This is a genomic window from Mesorhizobium sp. M0715, from assembly GCF_040320355.1.
Lineage (GTDB): Bacteria > Pseudomonadota > Alphaproteobacteria > Rhizobiales > Rhizobiaceae > Mesorhizobium.
The window spans coordinates 50,339-67,578 of record NZ_JAMYPL010000025.1 but is presented as its reverse complement, the minus strand read 5'-3'; the positions used below and the strand labels follow the sequence as shown (position 1 = coordinate 67,578).

General features: G+C 63.2%; 14 protein-coding genes. All 14 read left to right on the top strand.

Translation table 11 applies throughout. The features are described 5' to 3' along the window. The first annotated feature begins 295 nt into the window (after positions 1 to 295). Genes tssA through NKI21_RS25475 form a run of 14 tightly spaced genes read left to right on the top strand, consistent with a single transcriptional unit; the run spans position 296 to position 17,240 of the window. Positions 296 to 1,468, top strand: coding sequence for a type VI secretion system protein TssA (tssA, locus tag NKI21_RS25540; RefSeq protein WP_352440777.1), 1,173 nt, complete (start codon positions 296 to 298; stop codon positions 1,466 to 1,468). Between the two features lie 6 nt (positions 1,469 to 1,474). Beyond that, the gene (gene tssB, locus NKI21_RS25535) at positions 1,475 to 2,014 is read left to right on the top strand and encodes a type VI secretion system contractile sheath small subunit (protein WP_352440778.1); all 540 of its coding nucleotides are present in this window, start codon (positions 1,475 to 1,477) and stop codon (positions 2,012 to 2,014) included. Positions 2,015 to 2,017: 3 nt separating this feature from the next. Continuing rightward, the gene (gene tssC, locus NKI21_RS25530) at positions 2,018 to 3,523 is read left to right on the top strand and encodes a type VI secretion system contractile sheath large subunit (protein ID WP_023809141.1); all 1,506 of its coding nucleotides are present in this window, start codon (positions 2,018 to 2,020) and stop codon (positions 3,521 to 3,523) included. A 47-nt stretch (positions 3,524 to 3,570) separates the two neighbouring features. Further along, positions 3,571 to 4,032, top strand: a complete 462-nt coding sequence (locus tag NKI21_RS25525) for an Hcp family type VI secretion system effector (RefSeq protein WP_027035516.1) — start codon at positions 3,571 to 3,573, stop codon at positions 4,030 to 4,032. Further along, positions 4,019 to 4,774 (top strand): type VI secretion system baseplate subunit TssE, encoded by a 756-nt coding sequence (tssE, locus tag NKI21_RS25520; RefSeq protein WP_023809143.1) that lies wholly within the window; start codon positions 4,019 to 4,021, stop codon positions 4,772 to 4,774. Before NKI21_RS25525 ends, tssE begins: the two co-directional genes overlap by 14 nt. Position 4,775: 1 nt before the next feature. After that, positions 4,776 to 6,650, top strand: coding sequence for a type VI secretion system baseplate subunit TssF (tssF, locus tag NKI21_RS25515; RefSeq protein WP_023809144.1), 1,875 nt, complete (start codon positions 4,776 to 4,778; stop codon positions 6,648 to 6,650). Continuing rightward, complete coding sequence (gene tssG, locus NKI21_RS25510; protein ID WP_352440779.1) at positions 6,614 to 7,681, top strand: type VI secretion system baseplate subunit TssG; 1,068 nt, start codon at positions 6,614 to 6,616, stop codon at positions 7,679 to 7,681. Before tssF ends, tssG begins: the two co-directional genes overlap by 37 nt. After that, positions 7,678 to 9,150, top strand: a complete 1,473-nt coding sequence (gene tagH / locus NKI21_RS25505; protein WP_023809146.1) for a type VI secretion system-associated FHA domain protein TagH — start codon at positions 7,678 to 7,680, stop codon at positions 9,148 to 9,150. The genes tssG and tagH overlap by 4 nt, the downstream gene beginning before the upstream one ends. Before the next feature lie 3 nt (positions 9,151 to 9,153). Next, positions 9,154 to 9,606, top strand: coding sequence for a type VI secretion system lipoprotein TssJ (tssJ, locus tag NKI21_RS25500; RefSeq protein WP_023809147.1), 453 nt, complete (start codon positions 9,154 to 9,156; stop codon positions 9,604 to 9,606). A 39-nt stretch (positions 9,607 to 9,645) separates the two neighbouring features. Then, positions 9,646 to 10,980 carry a type VI secretion system baseplate subunit TssK gene (gene tssK / locus NKI21_RS25495; protein WP_023809148.1) on the top strand — a complete coding sequence of 445 codons (1,335 nt, stop codon included), beginning with the start codon at positions 9,646 to 9,648 and terminating at the stop codon, positions 10,978 to 10,980. Between the two features lie 4 nt (positions 10,981 to 10,984). After that, a complete protein-coding gene (icmH, locus tag NKI21_RS25490) occupies positions 10,985 to 12,307 on the top strand; it encodes a type IVB secretion system protein IcmH/DotU (protein ID WP_023809149.1) in 1,323 nt (440 codons plus the stop codon). Between the two features lies 1 nt (position 12,308). Continuing rightward, positions 12,309 to 15,845, top strand: coding sequence for a type VI secretion system membrane subunit TssM (gene tssM / locus NKI21_RS25485; protein WP_352440780.1), 3,537 nt, complete (start codon positions 12,309 to 12,311; stop codon positions 15,843 to 15,845). Then, entirely contained in the window at positions 15,827 to 16,375 is a 549-nt protein-coding gene (tagF, locus tag NKI21_RS25480) for a type VI secretion system-associated protein TagF (protein WP_023809151.1), read from the top strand. Before tssM ends, tagF begins: the two co-directional genes overlap by 19 nt. Positions 16,376 to 16,394: 19 nt before the next feature. Continuing rightward, positions 16,395 to 17,240, top strand: coding sequence for a DUF4150 domain-containing protein (locus tag NKI21_RS25475; protein ID WP_196815287.1), 846 nt, complete (start codon positions 16,395 to 16,397; stop codon positions 17,238 to 17,240).

Genomic DNA, 17,240 nt, shown 5'->3' with positions numbered 1-17,240 from the left:
TCTGCCAGTCGATAACCTGCCACATAAGCCGTCACTTGACAAAGCGTGATGAACAGCGCCCCTTCCACTTGTGGAGAGTGCCGCGCCATCAGATGCAAACAACCACGCAATTGTCCGCCTCGGTGTAATGCATTTCACATACAGGGTCAGCAATCTGGTCAAGGGTTCCAGCACCCAAGACGCGGCTTGGTCAGCTTTCGTTAATTTTTTGAGCAGTGCTTGAATTGTGGTAAAGTGCAACCGTGTGATACCGTAGGGTCACGTACGGTTTGAGGGCCGATCGCTGGGGGTTGGTGTGATTGATGTCGCACTCTGGCTTGCTCCGCTCGACGGTGAAAATCCGTCAGGGGAGGATTTGCGCAACGACCCGGCTTTTCATGAGCTGGAGCGCCTGACGGAACCCGAGATCAAGGTCGTCCACGACGGCCAGAACAAACCCGCCTCGCAAAGCACCATTCCGGTCGACTGGCCCGCGGTGCTCGCCAAGGCGGAGGAATTGCGTGCGCATGGCCGGGACCTGCGCCTGCTCGTCGTCGTCACGCGCGCGCTGGCCAATGAAGAAGGACTGGCCGGGCTCGCGCAGGGGCTGGCCCTTATTGCGCAGACCTTCGATCAGCATTGGGAAACAATGCATCCGGCACTGCGGCCCAACGCTTTGCCACGCGATGCCGCCTTGCGCCGTATCAACGCGCTGCTCGACCTCCAGAATGGTCAGGAGGGGTTGTTGGCGAACCTGCGGCAAATGACGTTCTTTGCGCCACGTGCGATCGGCCCGATCCAGGGCAAGGATCTGGAAAGGTGTGCGCTCGACGACCGTGTCATGCTCCAGGAAGCCGCCTCGGGATTGAACGCGGCAGAAAAGGCCGCACTGGTCAGTGCGCACGGACAATTGTTGAACCGGGTGCGTGCTGGATGTGCGGCACAGATGGATCAAGCCAACGCAGAAATGGTCTTGCTCGTCGCCGACGCCCGGGCAGCGATCGCAGCCCTTGATGCGGTCGAGACCGCTCTCAACGCCCGTCTCGAGGGCGGCGGCGCTCCTGTTCCGGAATTGAAGCGGTTTCTGCAGCGTCTGCTGACGACCCTCGAACGGAATTCGGCAGCCGGCGCCTTGGCGAATGGCGCGGCCAAGCCGCCCACGCCGGCAGAACCGGCAACGCCTGCTCGAAACGGTCATGGAGCCGATACTATGGCAAGTGCGGCAAGCTACGCGGACTCGAGCACGGGGCTTCCCAACCGGATTTCCTCGCGCGACGACGTGGTGAAATGCCTCGACCTCGTCGTCGCCTTTTATGACCGCACTGAACCGTCGAGCCCGATTCCGCACCTAGCGCGGCGCGTGCGCCGGATGGTGCATATGGATTTCGTTGAACTGATGGAAGATCTCGCGCCGTCGGGGCTGAAGGAATTCCGGCTCCTTGCCGGCGTTCCCGATGTCAAGAAGACGGCTCAGAAGGATGAAAGGTAACAGCACATGCCAGCCGAAAGCAAAGCGAAGGTTATCGAACGAAATCGCGCACCGCGGGTGCAGATCGCCTACGACGTGGAAACCTACGGTAGCCCGACGACGATCGAATTGCCGTTTGTCATGGGCGTGATGGCCGACCTTTCCGGTGCTTCGCAGACCAAGGAAGCGTCAAAGTCGGTGCTGGACCGTTCCTTTGTCGAGACCGACGCAAACCGCTTCCCCAAATTCATGGAGGCGCTCGGACCACGAGTGAAAGCCCGCGTGAAGAATACGCTGCCTCAGGTTGAGGGCGCCGAGCGGGACGAGGAACTGGCGCTCGACCTTACATTTTCCAGAATGGGCGATTTCGCCCCGGACAAGATTGCCGAGCAAGTTCCGCAACTGGCCGAGATCCTCAAGATGCGGCGCCAGCTCGAGGAGCTGCTTGGCTTCATGGATGGCCGCGTCGACGCCGAAAAACGCATCGCGCAACTTCTGAACAACGAACCACTTCTTGGCAAGATCGCCAGCCAGGCGCTGGCCGACGACGACAAGGTTGGGGAGTAAATCATGGCCGAACAGCAAAAGACCGCCGCCGTCGCCGCCGAGGCGGAAGCCATAGATCTTGGAGAATTCAGCGGGCTTCTCGAGAAGGATTTCAAGGTCAAGAAGGACGACAGCGAGAAACTGCAGCAACTCGTGCGCAATCTCGCACTCGCGGCGCAGTCCCGTTCCGAGACCACCACCATCTCCTCCAATGCGATCAAGTCGATCAAGTCGCTGATCGCGGGCATCGACAAGATGCTGACGACACAGGTCAACGAGATCCTGCACGCGCCCGAAGTGCGTGAGATGGAAGGCACATGGCGCGGCCTCTGGTATCTCATCAACAACACCGAGACGGATCAGAAGCTGAAGATCCGGGTGATGAACATCTCCAAGGAGCAACTGGCCGACACGCTCGAAGACTATGAAGGCCAGATGTGGGATCAGAGCCCGATCTTCAAGAAAGTCTATACGGACGAGTATTCGATGCTTGGCGGCGAGCCGATCGGCTGTGTGATTGGCGCCTACGAATTCTCGAACCACCCGCGCGACGTCGGTTTGTTGCGTAACATCTCCGGCATCTGTGCTTCAGCACACACGCCGTTTATCGCAGCCGCCTCGCCGCGCCTGTTCCGCATGGACAGCTGGCAGGAATTGCCGAACCCGCAAGATCTCCAGCAGATCGTCTCCAACCCGGCCTATGCCTCGTGGCAGTCGTTGCGCGAGAGCGAGGACGCTCGCTATATCGGCCTGACCATGCCGCGTGTTCTGGCGCGGCTGCCATACGGCACGGATACCGTTCCGGTGAAGGGCTTCACCTTCGAGGAAGAGGTGCAGGGCGATCACAACAAATATGTCTGGATGAACGCCGCCTTCCCTATGGGCGTGAACATAAACCGCAGCCACAAGCTCTATGGCTGGGGCACGCAGATCCGCGGCGTCGAGAATGGCGGCACGGTGCTTAACCTGCCGGTGCACAGCTTCCCGACCGATGACGGATCGATCGCGATGAAATGTCCGACCGAAGTCGCCATCGACGACCGGCGCGAAGCGGAACTGGCCAAGCTAGGCCTGATGCCGATCCTGCATCGAAAGAACACCGATCTCGCGGCCTTCATCGGCGCACACTCACTGCAGGACGACGAGACGCGGGCGGGGCGGCTGGTCGACCCCGACGCGCAGTCCAATGAGCGGCTGAGTGCCAACCTGCCCTATCTCTTCCCGGTCTCGCGCTTTGCGCATTACCTCAAGGCCATTGCGCGCGACAAGGTCGGCTCGTTCAAAGAGCGCTCCGACATGCAGATCTGGCTGACCGAATGGATCAACCGATATGTGCTGGCCAACCCGGCCTTCGCCGACGACAAGGCGCGCGCCAAGCGCCCGCTTGCCGCGGCCGAGGTTCAGGTGGACAGCGTTGAGGGGCGGCCGGGCTATTACAACGCCCGCTTCTATTTGCGTCCGCATTACCAGCTCGAGGGCATCAATGCCTCGCTCCGACTGGTCTCGGAACTACCGTCCGTGAAGACTTGAATTGCAGCAACACCATCTTGGTTTTTTGAAAGCGGTGGAGAAAGACAATGCCCACAGGTACGAAGATTGATGGCTTTCTAAAAGTTCCGGATATCAAAGGCCCAAGCGTTCGTGACGGCCACGAGGACGAAATCGAAATCCATGGGGTCGATTACAAGATAGTCGCGCCATACGATCCGAATTCGCTCTCGCGCCGCGGCCGTGTCTCCTTGGGAATGATCAAGTTCACCAAGCACTACGACAAGTCCTCGCCCTATCTGAAGAAAGCACTGTTCGAGAACAAGGCGCTGGACGAAGTGGTGTTCTCGGCTCGCCGGACCATCGATGGCGAGACGAATGATTACCTGGTCGTCACCCTCACCGACGCCTCGATCATGGAATACGACCTGTCGCAGGCGGAGGATGAGGAAGACCTGATCGAGGAAGAGGTCAGCTTCGCCTACAAGAAGATCAAGTTCGTCTATGACGGCAATGACGAAATCGAAATGGATGTCTATGTCGGCAAGTGAGGGCCGGCGGCCCGACGCGGACAAGCTGCAGGTCACCGCTGGTTCGCGAGCAAAACGCGAAGCGGTCCAGCCCTCTCTCTGGGACCGCCTCGTAAACGACCTGCCGGGCATGACCTCCGAGATAGACGGGCTGCGCCAGGCCTTGCAGGACGAACTCGGCGCCGACCGGCTGGAGGGTCTGGTTGCGGGCAGCGCGCGGCTCATCGATGCCGATGCGGAGCTGACGGCCGATCAGAAGCGGCGCCTGCACCGCCTGGCCTTTCAGATCCAGCATCGCGTGGAGATGGAAAGCCGCGGCGTGGTCGTGTCGGCCCGCGTGCTCCGGGAGGCCGTGCGGCGCGATATCGAGGCCCTGTTCAACACCGAGCGTTTCGAGGCTGTTCCGCTTCTTTCCGATCTCGAAAGCGAGCAGGCAGCGGACAACCCGCCGTCGCTCGCCGATTTCCCGGAGGTGCGCCGAAGCGTGATCAACTACGGCGTGCCCTCCTTTTCGGGCCGTTCCTCCCGCGATTTTGATCGCGAGGCGCTCGCCCGCGAGATCCGCTCGGTGCTTGCTACCTTCGAGCCACGCCTCAAGGAAAGTACGACGAAGGTCACGGTGACGCTTGGCGACAAGAGCGTGGGTTTGAAGATCGAGATTGACGCGGTGCTGATCATGACGCCGACGCCGGAACGCATGCGTCTGCGCACCACGATCAATCTCGACAACGGCTTGGCGCGGACCGAATTTAGGGAGGCCTGAGATGGATCGGGTCTTCGTGGAATATTACGAGGAGGAACTGACCCATATCCGTGCGCTGGCGGCGGAATTTGCCGACCTGCATCCGGCGGTGGCGCGCAATCTCTCCCTCGACACGGTGCCGTGTCCGGATCCGTATGTCGAGCGGTTGCTTGACGGCGTCGCTTTTCTCGCGGCGCGCACCCGGCTGAAAGTCGATGCCGAGCGCTCGCGGTTTTCACGCAGCGTGCTGGATGTCCTCTATCCCGATCTGGTCACGCCGGCGCCGGCAACGGCTATGGTGGTGCTGAAACCCGGCCAGCAGGTCCAGACGATGGTTGCCGGCCATGTCGTCAAGCGCAACACCCGGCTGGTTTCCGGCCTGCAGCCCGGCCTTTCGACGCGCTGCACCTTCACCACCGCCCAGGACGTCACGCTGTGGCCGATAGCGGTGACTTCGGTAAGCTATTTTCAAGATCGCAGCGCGCTGGCGGCGGCCGGCATAGGGCCGATCGGCGGTGTGGCCGGCGAGGCGGCGCTCCGCATCGTGCTGGCCCGAACCGGAAAAGGCAGGCTCGACGAATTGTCGCTCGACAAGCTTGATCTCTATTTTTCCGGGCGCACCAAGGCACCCTTGATTCTCGACGCGATTTTTGGCGCTTGTTCGGCCGTTGGCGCACGCGCGGAAGGCAAGACCAACCCCGTATCGCCCTTGCCGGAACCCGAAATGATCGGCATCAGCGACGACGAAGCCCTGATGCCTCGGACCCGTCCGACATTCGAGGGGTACCGTCTGCTGCGCGAATATTTCATGATGCCCGAGCGCTTTCACTATGCGCGGGTTTCCGGACTGCAGCCCGTCGTGCGCCGATGCGCCGCCGGGCTCGAGATCATCTTCATGTTCAGGCGTCCAGTGCCCGAGCTTGCCGACTTGACCCCGGCCGATTTCGAACTTTTCGCAACGCCGATCATCAATCTCTTCGAGCGTGAGTGCAACGTCATCGAGCTTGATCCGCGCAGGACGCGCCAGGTGCTGCATGCCGACCGAACGCGGGCGCGTGACTTCGAAATCTATCGGGTCATCCGCGTGGAGGACGCCGACACCGGGGGCAGCGATGCCGAAATTCCGGAGCTCTTCAGCCTGGGTCAGAATCGTGGCAGTGGCTGGGTCTACTCGACCGAGCGGCGTCCTCGTCGCGCGACGGAAGACGAGCGGCGCGACGGGCTGACCCGCACCTCCTACGCAGGGGACGATGTTTTCCTGGCAATTTCACGCCCGGTGGAAAGCCAGGCGAACCGGTCGCTGAAGCGTGTCGACATCGTGGCGCTTTGCACCAACCGCGATCTGCCGATCCTCGATGACAATCCCACTTTGACGCTGGAGGCCGGCGACCCGGTCGAAACGGTGCGGCTTCTCGGCGCGTTGCGTCCGCCTCGCCCGGCCATCCCCGCGGCGCTGCCTTCGGGCGCGGCGGGCGAATCGCGCGCCGACAATCTCGCCTGGCGGCTGGTGGCGCAACTGGCGCTCAATTTTCTCAGCCTTGCCAAGGAAGGCCGCGGCGTCGATCCGCTGCATGCGCTGCTTGATCTTTACGCCGACCGGGGAGATCCGAGCCTTGCCCGCAACGTGCATTCGATCGTTCGCATCGACTCGCGGTCGGTCATCGAACGGCTGCAGATCGACGGCCCGATGTGCTTTGGACGTGGCACGGAAGTAACATTGCATGTCGACCAGTTGGTCCTGGCAGGGCAAAGCACATTGCTGCTTTCGGCCCTGCTGGCACGGCTGTTTGCCCGGCATGCCGGGATAAACGGCTTCGTGCGAACCCGTACGCGGCTGCTGCAGAAGCAGGAGGATGTGCCATGGCCGATGACGCCCGGCAATCGCTACCTGATCTAGACACAGTCGACCCGAACCATGCCGAGGCGCTGTCCGGGACGTTCGACTTCTTCGAACTGTTGCGCCGACTCGAACGGAGGGGCGGGCTGTTCGGCTATTCCGGCTCGCCAGAGCGCGAGCCTGCAAGGCTCGGACAGCATGTGCGTCTTAGCTTTTCGGCCAGGGACGTGGTTGAATTCCACGACGCGAAGGACAAGGCTCCGGCCAGGGTCACCGTCGCAAATCTCGGCCTGATGGGACCCGAAGGTCCGCTGCCGCTGCATCTGACACGCTGGGTGCTCGATCGTCTGTCGCAGCGCTGGTTCACCGGCGCCGATGCCCAGCAAACCAGCGACACGACATTCGTGGACTTCGTCAACATTCTTCAGCACCGCATGATCGCCCTGTATTATCGGGCATGGGCGGATGCGCATCCGGCCGTACAGGTCGAACGCGCGGTCGGCGGGCGCGTTCGCGCCATGCTCGAAGCCATGGCGGGAATAGGACTTCCGGGCACCCAGAACACCGATCTCGATACGGTGAAGCTTCGCCAGGCGGCTTCGCTCGCCAGCCAGGTCGACGGCCCGGAACGGCTGACGCTGTTCCTGGCGGAAGCGTTCAAGGTGCCGGTTCAGATTAAGGAGTTCATCGCCGCCTGGATAATCATCCCAACCGGGCTCCAGACCCGTCTTGCAAAAGCCTATGCAGGGCTTGGCCGAGGAGCGACAATCGGCCCGCGCGTTTTCAACCGCCAAAGCCGAATCGAGCTCCGTGTCGGCCCGCTGGGGTACGAGGACTTCAAGGCGTTCCTGCCCGGTGGCCAGCGGTTCAAACTGTTCAAGCAAGCCGTTCGCGACATGGTCGGGGAATCGCTCGACGTCGATCTGCGCATCGTGCTTGCGCGGGAAGCCGTGCCGCCGCCGCGTATCGGCGCGGTCCAGCTCGGCCGGACCGCCTGGCTTGCGCGGCCCGCCGAAAGGGGCGATGCTGACGATCTGCGGCTGCGCACAATCGTCGGATGGCAGCCGGAAATGGCGGGGGTCGCGACATGAGCCTGCTGCTGACGCTGGAGCAAGGGCCACGCACCCAGGCCGTACGGCACACCCGGCTGGACGAAGGCGACCTGGTGATCGGCCGCAGCGCGGACGCAGGCTGGCAGATCGACGATCCCGACATGTTCGTTTCGCGAGCTCATTGCAGGATCTCGGGCGGGCGAGATGGATATTTCGTCACCGATACGTCAAGCAGCGGATTGTTCATAAACGATTCTGACAGCCCGCTCGGCGCCGGCAAGTCGACGCGTCTTCAAAGCGGTATGCGGCTAAGACTGGGCGACTACGTCGTCTATGTCGATCTGCAGACGCCAACCGCCCAAGCACCCACAGCCGGCCAGCCGGCTCCGGAACGCCTGCCGCCGGCATCCCGGGCGCCGGTGAGCATCGGCCACGACGACTTCTTTTCCGCCACGGTCGAAGAAGAGCCGCGACGGCCACGTCCGGCGGATTTGCCGGACCCGTTCGAACGGCCGGTTCCAGGCGCGTTCGAGCGTGCCACCTCCGGCCAGCGCAGTTCGCCTGGTTTCGATGACCCGTTCAGCCTCGATCCGGTTTCAACGCCTGTGTCGAAAAATGCCGCCTCTTACCGCGAACCGGGCGGCGCGGCGAACCAGGCGGACCCCTTCGGCCTCGACCCCGTGCCGTCTCCCAGCCGGGGAGCCGAGCCCGCTCATGGAAAGCCGTCCGATTTCAAGGATGATTTTGGTTTCGGATCGGCCGCGGCGCCCGGTTCGGCAAACGGCACCGGCTCGGCCGGGCAGCGCGAGCGCATCGCCCAACGACCACAATCCGCCAATCCCTGGGATTTGCCCGCGCAAGCGGCTGACGTCCCGCCTCCGGCGCGGGCAGGTGCTGCTGCCAAACCCGCCCGCCTGCCGGCAGCGCCGCAACTGGGGGACATGGCGCTCCGCTCCGCATTCCTGCATGGCATGGGTGTCGAGGAAGCCGATTTCCCCGAGCGCGACAGCATTGCGGAAATGGAGAAGTTTGGCCGCGAATATCGGTTGATGATGGAAGGCCTGATGCAGCTTCTGCGCAAACGGGCCGAGGAAAAGGGAAACGCTCGCGTCGCCCAGACCATGGTTGGGGCTTCCGAAGTCAATCCGCTCAAGTTTCTGCCGACGGTCGACGACGCCATCGTCACGCTTCTCGCCGAGCGCAGCCCTGGATTTCTCGCCGGCGAAGCGGCAATCGCCGACGCGGTTCGCGACCTCGCCCAACATCACGTGCGCGCCTGGCGCGGCGTACAGGGCGCCTTGCGGCGGATGATTGACCGTTTTGACCCGACAGCGATCGAGGAAGAGCTGAAATCGAATTCCGCGATCGGCACGCTGCTTTCGGGCGGACGCAGCGCCAAGCTGTGGGAGCTTTACCAGAAACGCCACCGTGAAATCGCCGAGAGCGCGGAAAAAAGCTTTCTGGGCGAAATCGGCGCTGATTTTCGGGATGCATATGAGGAGGAGTGAGACATGATCGATCGACGCGAATTCATTGTCGCCTTGGGCGCAACCGGGCTGCTTACGGCTTGCCAGAGCGGGCCGCCGAAACCATCGGTGATCACCGTCAAACTGACCGGCGGGGCCGGTATGAACCCGGGACCGGGCGGCGGCGACCGGCCGGTGACGGTCCTCGTCATGCGGCTGCGCAGCACCGGCAAATTCAATTCCGCCGACTACTTTGCCTTGCAGGGGGATGCCGGTTCGGCACTCGCAGGCGACCTCATCGGATCCGACCAGATAGCCGTCGGGCCGGGAAAGACCGCGTCCAAGACCATCACGGTCGAGCCGGACGCGACGGCGCTGGGCTTCGTTGCACTGATCCGCGAGCCCGGCGGCCGGAACTGGCGGACGACCAAGTCAGTGTCGGCGGGATCACAATTTACGGTCAACGTCTCGCTTGGCAGCGGCGGCATTTCCGCCTAACGGCCAGGGCAAGGGGAGCTCGATGCAGAGAGTAGCGGCATGAGCGATGCAAACAGGGTGCTGTGGTCCGAAGGTCTGTTTCTCCGGACCCAGCATTTCCAGCAGCAGGATCGCTTTTTCGAGGCGACGGTGCGCGGCGCGTTGCAGGCCGGGCAGTTGCATACGTTCGGCTTCCAGCAGCTGACGCTGGATCAGGCATTGCTGGAGGCCGGCCAGATCTCGATCCTGTCCGCACGGGGCATCTTTCCGGACGGAACACCTTTCTCCATTCCAGACATGATGGACGCGCCGCGACCATTGCCGGTCACCCCGGACACGAGCGCCGGGCCGGTGCTGGTGGCCTTGCCTCTGGAGCCTCCGGGAGGTGTCGGCTTCGATCCGGCACACGCAGCCGCCTCGGGAGCACGCTATCACGGGCGGGTCGTTTCGGTGCGTGACGCCGTCCAGGGCGGTTCAGATCCTGAAGAAATCGAGATCGCCCGTCCGCAGGCGCTGCTGCTTGCACCCGGCAAGTCGGTCGGTGGCTACACAGCCTTGCCGATAGCCGACCTCAAGGGGGTTCGAGCCGATGGTGGCGTCTCTCTGGACGAGACCTTCCTGCCGCCGACACTGATTACCGGCGCGGTGGCCTGGTATCGGCAATTGCTTCTGGAAGTTGTCACAGGCCTCGAGCAGATCGCCGAGGCGCATGGCAAGATGGTCATGGGCGGGCCTGGGCGCAGCGTCGAAGATCTGCTGATGCTCAATCTCGCCAATGCGGCGCGTCCGCGGCTCGCCCACATGCTGGCGCAGGATGTCTTCCATCCGGCCGAGCTTTACCTGGAACTTGCCGGGCTCGCTGGTTCGATGGCGACCTACGGATCGAGCGCGCGGCGCCTGGGCGAATTACCCGCTTACGATCACATGGCGCCAGGCCCCGCCTATTCGGCGCTGGCGGATGCGCTGCGCTCGCTCATCCTCAGCCTGCGTTACATCGAGCCTAAATCGCGTGCGCTGCCTGTCATGCGGCATTCGACCAATGTCTGGAAAATCCGCATCGACAACCCGAAGCTGCTGGTGGCCAGCCGGATCGTCATCCGGGTCGGTTCGGAGCTGTCGGAGGACGCGCTGCGCAAGATATTCGTCAATCAGGCGACTGTCGGCTCGGCCGACCAGTTCGAGGGCCTGTGGAAATCGCGATTGCCCGGCATTCCGCTGAAACCGCTTCATTCCCAGCCGCGCGAGATCCCCTACGATGGCGATCGGCTGTGCCTCGAGCTGGACCAGAAAAGCGAGCATTGGGCCTCGCTGCTCGATGCTCCCGGCTTTGTCATCGGCGTTTCGGGCGTGTTGCCAAGCGAGCCGCAGGTGGACTGCTATTCGGTGAACAGGTGAGATCATGAGCCGCGATGATCCGTTCGGACTGTCGGATGATCGCGAACGCACCCGCATACGACTGACCGGCGCGCCGATGCCGCGACCGATGGCGCCGCTGTTGCCGGGGGCGGTGGTAAAGCGGTCTCGGACCCACCCGAACGCGCTTGTCAACGCATTCGCACCCTTGCTCGAGTTCGCTCCCGAGCTCGAGAGTGCGCTGCCGCCGGAGAATCCGGAAACGTTGCGCACCCGATTGCTCGAAGAACTGGTTCGGGCACGCGACATGGCAATGTCGACGGGATCCTCGATGGAGAGGGCCGACCAGGCAGCCTGGATCGTGGCGGCGTTGCTCGATGATCTGGCTCTGAACACGCCCTGGGGTGGGGCCAGCGCCTGGCCTCGGCAGCCGCTTGTGGTCATGCTGCGTGGCGATGTCGATGCCGGCACGCAGTTCTTCACGCGTCTCGACGAACTGGAACGCCATCCCAACCGCGATCGCGAATTGCTGGAACTGCAGTATGATTGCATGGCGCTCGGTTTCCGCGGCAAATATCGCGTGCCTGGGCGATCAGGCGACCGTTCGCTCAATGCCGTTCGCGTGGCGGCGGCACGCTTCCTGCGCGATGCCGACGCTGAAGGCGCGCCACTGTCGCCAAACTGGAAGGGCGTGATCGCATCCGACGAGCCGCAGCGCTTCATCGTTCCGATCTGGGTCATGGCGCTCGGTGCGGCGGTTGTTTCCACAGCGATCCATATCGGGCTCTCGATGGGACTGAGCAGCCAGGCGGTCGAGCTTTCCGCACTTGTGCGCACCTTGCCGCCGCCTGCACGCGGCGACATCAGCCGTACGTCGCCCAAGGTCGAGGCCCCGCCGCCGGAGAAAGTGGATTTTGCGCTGTTGCCGGAATTTCAGGCCGGTGCACCGGCCGACCTCAGATCCGCCCTCAGCGGCACCGAGAGCGTCTCGCTGGCCAAGCTGATCATCCAGGCCTCCAACCCCGAACTGTTCCAGTCGTCGCGGCCACAACTGACCGAAGGCTTCGAGCCTCTGATCGGTTCGATCGCCAAGGTGATCCTCGCCAATCAGGAGCTGATCGGAAACATCACGGTGATCGGTCATACGGACGGCGTTCCTCTGCAAAAGACCAATCCGCTGTCGACCAACCAGCGGCTGTCCGAGGCTCGCGCCCAGACGATTGCCGACATGCTGGTCCAGAACGGAGTGCCACGGGACCGCGTCCATTCCGAGGGCCGCGCGGCCACCGATCCAGTGGCCAGCGACAGCACGCGCCAGGGGCGAGCCTTGAACCGCCGCGCCGAGGTGCTTGTCGAAAAGAGGCTGTGAGATGTTCATCCTGCGCTTCCTCTGGGCGGTTCTGACATCGCGCTGGCTGTGGACGCTGATCGGCATCACGCTGCTTTCCCTGGTCATCTGGGTGTTCGGTCCGATCGTCAGGGTCGGTGCCTACGAACCGTTCGCCTCTGAAAATGTGCGCATCGTCATCATCGCGCTGCTGGTCATCTTCTGGCTGATCTGGCTGATCGTCGCCCAGCGCCGGGCGATCCGCGCCAACCGCCTGTTCGTCGCCGACATTGCCGCGCCCGCGGTGGAAAAGCCGCTGAGCCCCGGCGAAGAGAACGTCGCTGCCGTGGGTGCCAAGTTCGCCGAGGTGATGGCCGAACTGAAGCGCCGCAAGCTGGGCGGCCGCAAGTTTCTGCGCGACATGCCGTGGTATGTGATCGTCGGGCCGCCGGCCACCGGCAAGACCACGGCTCTGCGGCAGTCCGGACTGAATTTTCCGATCGACCTCACCGACGACCTGCAAGGGGTCGGCGGCACCCGCAACTGCGACTGGTTCTTTTCCGAAAACGCGGTTCTGATCGATACCGCCGGCCGCTATGTGCAGCAGGAGAGCCAGCCCGATGTGGACGCGGCGGAATGGCTGGGCTTCCTCGACCTTTTGAAGAAGCATCGCGGCCGCCGCGCGCTCAACGGCGTCATCGTGGCGCTTTCGATCGACGTGCTTTCGGAGGGCGACGAAGCCATCAAGGCGCACGGCCGCAAGATCCGCCGCCGGTTGGCCGAGCTCAACGACCGGCTCGAAATCCGCCTTCCGGTCTATCTGATGCTGACCAAGGCCGATCTGATTAAGGGTTTCGAAGCCTTCTTCGGCGGTCTGTCCACCGCCTCGCGCGAGCAGGTGTGGGGAACGACCTTCGCGCTGGATGCGCGCGTGGATGCCAAGACCATCGAACGCGAAATTTCGACGCTGGCGACGGAGCTGGAGCGGCGGCTGGTGCCGCGCCTGGAGGATGAGGAAAAACTCGCCGCCCGTGCAGAGATCTTCCGGTTTCCTGCCCAACTCGCAAGCCTGTCCGAACCGATCCAGGTGCTGGTCGAGGCGATGTTCGGCGAAAGCCGGTATGAAGAGGCTGCATGGCTGCGCGGCCTCTACCTGACGTCGGCGACTCAGGAAGGGGCGCCTATCGACCGACTGACCGCGGCGCTGTCGTCGTCTTTCGGTCTTCCGCCACGGCGGGTCCTGCCCGCACCAAGGGTCGAGAAACGCAGCTTCTTCCTGAAGAACCTGCTCACCGAAGTCATCTTCAAGGAAGCAGGCCTGGGTACGTTCGACCCGCTGGCGCAACGCCGCCGCGCCTGGATCTGGCGGGGCGCGGCGGCTGCCTGTGCCACAGCGGGCTTGCTGGCCAGTGCGGTGTTTGCCTGGTCCTACTACGACAACCGCAATGCGATCTCGGCCCAGGCAAGCCAGTTCGAAGCGCTGCAGACGCCGTTGACCTCGGCTGCCGCAAACCCGGCATCGGTGCAGCAGCCTGCCATCGACGGCGCGCTCGAGGCAATGGACGCGGTCTCAAATGCCCGGACAGCACCGCCGGCCGCTGTCCAGGATCTGCTAGGGCCATCGGCCTCGGCGGAACTGGTGCGGGCTCAGACCGACACCTACGATCACGCCTTGCGCAACGTGCTTGAGCCGCACATGGTGGCCCTTCTCGAGGCCACCATGTGGCGGCAGATCCGCGATCCGGATTTCATGCTCGGCGCTCTCAAGACCTATCGTATGATGACGGGTCTGTCGCAGATGGATCCCGACTACACCCAGAACTGGTGGGTCAACAGCCTTCCCGAATTCGCGGCCGCAGCACCATTTCCAACCGCCGATGCCGAAGAGCATCAGCTTGCGGCCATCCGCCGGATGACGGTCGACGAAAGCTATATCGAGCCCGACCAGGCGCTGGTTGCCGAAGCGCTGAAAACGGTATGCACGATTTCATTGCCGGCGCGTGCCTACAAGCAATTGCTGGCCGATCCGGTAGTGGCCGGGCTCAAAGAATGGATTCCGGCGAATTTCGCCGGTCCCAACGGCGCCAAGGTTTTTGCGCGTCGCTCCGGCAAGACGCTTCGCGTCGGCATTTCGGGAGCATTCACCTATGCAGGCTTCCATGACGCCGTTCTCGACCGGATCGAGGATGTGGCAGCACAAGCGGCGCTGGATCGGGCGGTCTTCGCCGGGGGCTGCTCCGAGAACTCCGAAACGTCCGTGTCGGCGCTGTCCGAGGACATCCTGAAGCTCTACTACGACGACTATATCGCACAGTGGGACAGCTTCCTGCGCGATATGAGGCTGGCGCCGTTGAGCGACCTCAATGTCGCCAGTGAGAATCTGAAGGATCTTTCCAGCGCCGATTCAGCGCTGAAACGCCTGCTCACGGCGGTCGTTCAGGAGACCGAGCTTACCCGGTCCGATGAAGCGCCGGCCGACGACAAGGCGGCGGCCAAGGGCGGCTCGAAACTGCTCGGCAAACTCGGCAAGCTCGGCAAGATCGTCAAAACGGGGGCAAAGCTGCTTCCACGCGCGGGCTCAGCTGACGAGGTGGATCTTACCGGCAACCTGGTGGCCGAACACTTCAAGCCGCTCAAAGGTGCTATTGCCGAGGTCGACGGCCAGCCGCCAGCACTCGACGCCGCGGTGGTGGCTTTGACGGCGCTGTCCAACGTTTTGCAGACGGTCACGGCCAATCCCGATCCCCAGGATGCCATCAAGAAGCAAGGCGGCCTCGCCGAACTGACGGGGGCGGTCGCAAGGCAAGCGCAAATCCTGCCCGACCCGGTCGACGACTGGCTCGGCGGTGTCGCCGGCGACACCAGCGGGTTGACGCAAAAGGCGGTCACCTCGGAGCTCAACGCCATCTGGCGCGCCGACATCCTGCCCTTCTGCCAGGCGGCGCTCAACGACCGCTATCCGTTCAGTCCCGAAAGCGCGGTGGACGTCAATGTCCGCGACTTCGCCCGCCTGTTCGGACCGGCGGGCCTGATCGACGCGTTCACCAACGACCATTTGATCAGCTATGTCGACACCGCCAGCCAGCCGTGGAAATGGCGTGCCGATTTCGGCCTCGACCCTTCGGCGCTGGCGGCTTTCGAGCAGGCCAGGCGGATACGCGACGATCTCTTTCCCGGCGGTACAGGACCGGTGATGAGCTTCACGCTGGAACCCAAGGACCTGTCTCCGAACGTCACGCGCGTAACGCTCAATCTCGATGGCCAGACCCTCGTCTACTTCAACAACGCGACGCGGCCGCAACCGATGACCTGGCCCGGCAAGGACGGCACCGGGGTCATCTCGCTCGCCTTCCAGCCCATCGATGGTTCGCCCGAAATCATGCTCAACGAGACCGGCAGCTGGGCGTGGCTGAGGATGCTGCGCAGCGGCCGATTCACTGGAACCTCGCTGTCCGATGTCTACAGCCTGCGGCTGGGCACGAAAGGCATGTACGCCGATTTCGAGCTCAAGGCCGCCAGCGTCGAAAACCCTTACAACCTGCAAATGTTCAAGAAATTCTCATGTCCGCCGCAGATATGAGCACCGGCTTCTTCGGCAAGATTCCGGCGACCGGAGATTTTGTCGCCGCGAACTTGCCGCGAGCGTTCATCGACCGCTGGGACCGGTGGATGTCGATGGAACTGCGCGAGAGGCCAGACGAGGGGGAATTGGATTCGCGTGTCTGGCGCTTCATCGTCAAGGGCGGCATTTTCGGCGACCAGCCCTGTGCCGGCGTCTGGCGCATGAGCGAGGATCGCGTCGGCCGCCGTTATCCGTTCGCCATCGTCCGGCTTGGGGCCCCGCCGGAGCCGGGCGACCCGTGGTACGATGCAGTGGCCTCGCTTCTTCAGAACTGCGTCGACAACTACTGGGCGCAGACCCGGCTGGCCGAAAGCCTTCAGATTTTGCCACCTCCGGGCGCCGCCGCCGCGACCGACAAGATCGCATTCTGGAGCGACGACTGGGAGGTCAGGGAGTTCGGCTTCGCCGACATCCACGACCTTGCTCAAAATGCCCTGCCCGCGATGCGCGGCATCGCCGGAGACGGCGGGGTCCTGAGCCATGGGTAACACGGTCTACGCCGAAAAGATGGGCTTCTTCCACCAGGCAAGCGGCGGCAAGGGCGTCGCGCCGGGCGACGTCTGCCTCAGCCCGCCGCCGCCGCCAGCGGGACCGGTGCCGGTTCCATATGTCAACATGCTTTCGGCCAGCGATCTCATCAAAGGCAGCAAGAGCGTCAAGGTGCAGGGAACACCGACGGCGCTGGAGAACTCTTCCGAAGTGGCGCTGAGTACGGGCAACGAAGCGGCCACGCCTGGACTTGGCGCCGGCGTGGTCACCCATCGCATCAAGGGTAAGGGCTCGTTCAAGCTCTGGTCGTTCACGGTCAAGGTCGAGGGCAAGGGAGTCTGCCGCCACGGCGATCCGATGGAGCAGAATACCGCGAGCCCGCTGCCGAACACGGTCGACGTGTCCGCCATGGTCGACTTCTCGGTGGTGCTGGGCAAGGACGCGATGAAGGAAGACTGCCCGCGCGACTACAAGTACTCGGAGGACTATACCCCCACGACCGAGACCCAGCGCGCTTCCGTGCAGGGGCAGACCTGCTGGCAGTGCAAGAAGGACCGCGCCAACATCCTTCGTCGGGCTTCAGGCCCAGCCAAGGACAAGGCGCTGAAGGACATTGACAAGAAAATCAAAAGGCAGACTGACGGCAAGGTCACGATGATCGCCGATCACCAGCCGCCGCAGAAGACCGCGTGGGAGATGGGAGCGTGCCACGATCCGGGCAGCTTCGCCCAGCGGATGCGCGACCTTCCGTGCCAGCCGCATTGTCATGCTCACAGCATGGAGCAGTCCCAGGATATGCGCGCACTGGATCGCCGCGAGCTTTACGATGCGATGAACAAGCACATTGGCGGCCTGGGCATATAG

Excerpts from the sequence above, each read along its gene's own strand:
- tssB (WP_352440778.1), top strand. The coding sequence starts at position 1,475 with ATGCCAGCCGAAAGCAAAGCGAAGGTTATCGAACGAAATCGCGCACCG.
- tssC (WP_023809141.1), top strand. The coding sequence starts at position 2,018 with ATGGCCGAACAGCAAAAGACCGCCGCCGTCGCCGCCGAGGCGGAAGCC.
- NKI21_RS25525 (WP_027035516.1), top strand. The coding sequence starts at position 3,571 with ATGCCCACAGGTACGAAGATTGATGGCTTTCTAAAAGTTCCGGATATC.
- tssE (WP_023809143.1), top strand. The coding sequence starts at position 4,019 with ATGTCGGCAAGTGAGGGCCGGCGGCCCGACGCGGACAAGCTGCAGGTC.
- tssF (WP_023809144.1), top strand. The coding sequence starts at position 4,776 with ATGGATCGGGTCTTCGTGGAATATTACGAGGAGGAACTGACCCATATC.
- tssG (WP_352440779.1), top strand. The coding sequence starts at position 6,614 with ATGGCCGATGACGCCCGGCAATCGCTACCTGATCTAGACACAGTCGAC.
- tagH (WP_023809146.1), top strand. The coding sequence starts at position 7,678 with ATGAGCCTGCTGCTGACGCTGGAGCAAGGGCCACGCACCCAGGCCGTA.
- tssJ (WP_023809147.1), top strand. The coding sequence starts at position 9,154 with ATGATCGATCGACGCGAATTCATTGTCGCCTTGGGCGCAACCGGGCTG.
- tssK (WP_023809148.1), top strand. The coding sequence starts at position 9,646 with ATGAGCGATGCAAACAGGGTGCTGTGGTCCGAAGGTCTGTTTCTCCGG.
- icmH (WP_023809149.1), top strand. The coding sequence starts at position 10,985 with ATGAGCCGCGATGATCCGTTCGGACTGTCGGATGATCGCGAACGCACC.
- tssM (WP_352440780.1), top strand. The coding sequence starts at position 12,309 with ATGTTCATCCTGCGCTTCCTCTGGGCGGTTCTGACATCGCGCTGGCTG.
- tagF (WP_023809151.1), top strand. The coding sequence starts at position 15,827 with ATGTCCGCCGCAGATATGAGCACCGGCTTCTTCGGCAAGATTCCGGCG.
- NKI21_RS25475 (WP_196815287.1), top strand. The coding sequence starts at position 16,395 with ATGGGCTTCTTCCACCAGGCAAGCGGCGGCAAGGGCGTCGCGCCGGGC.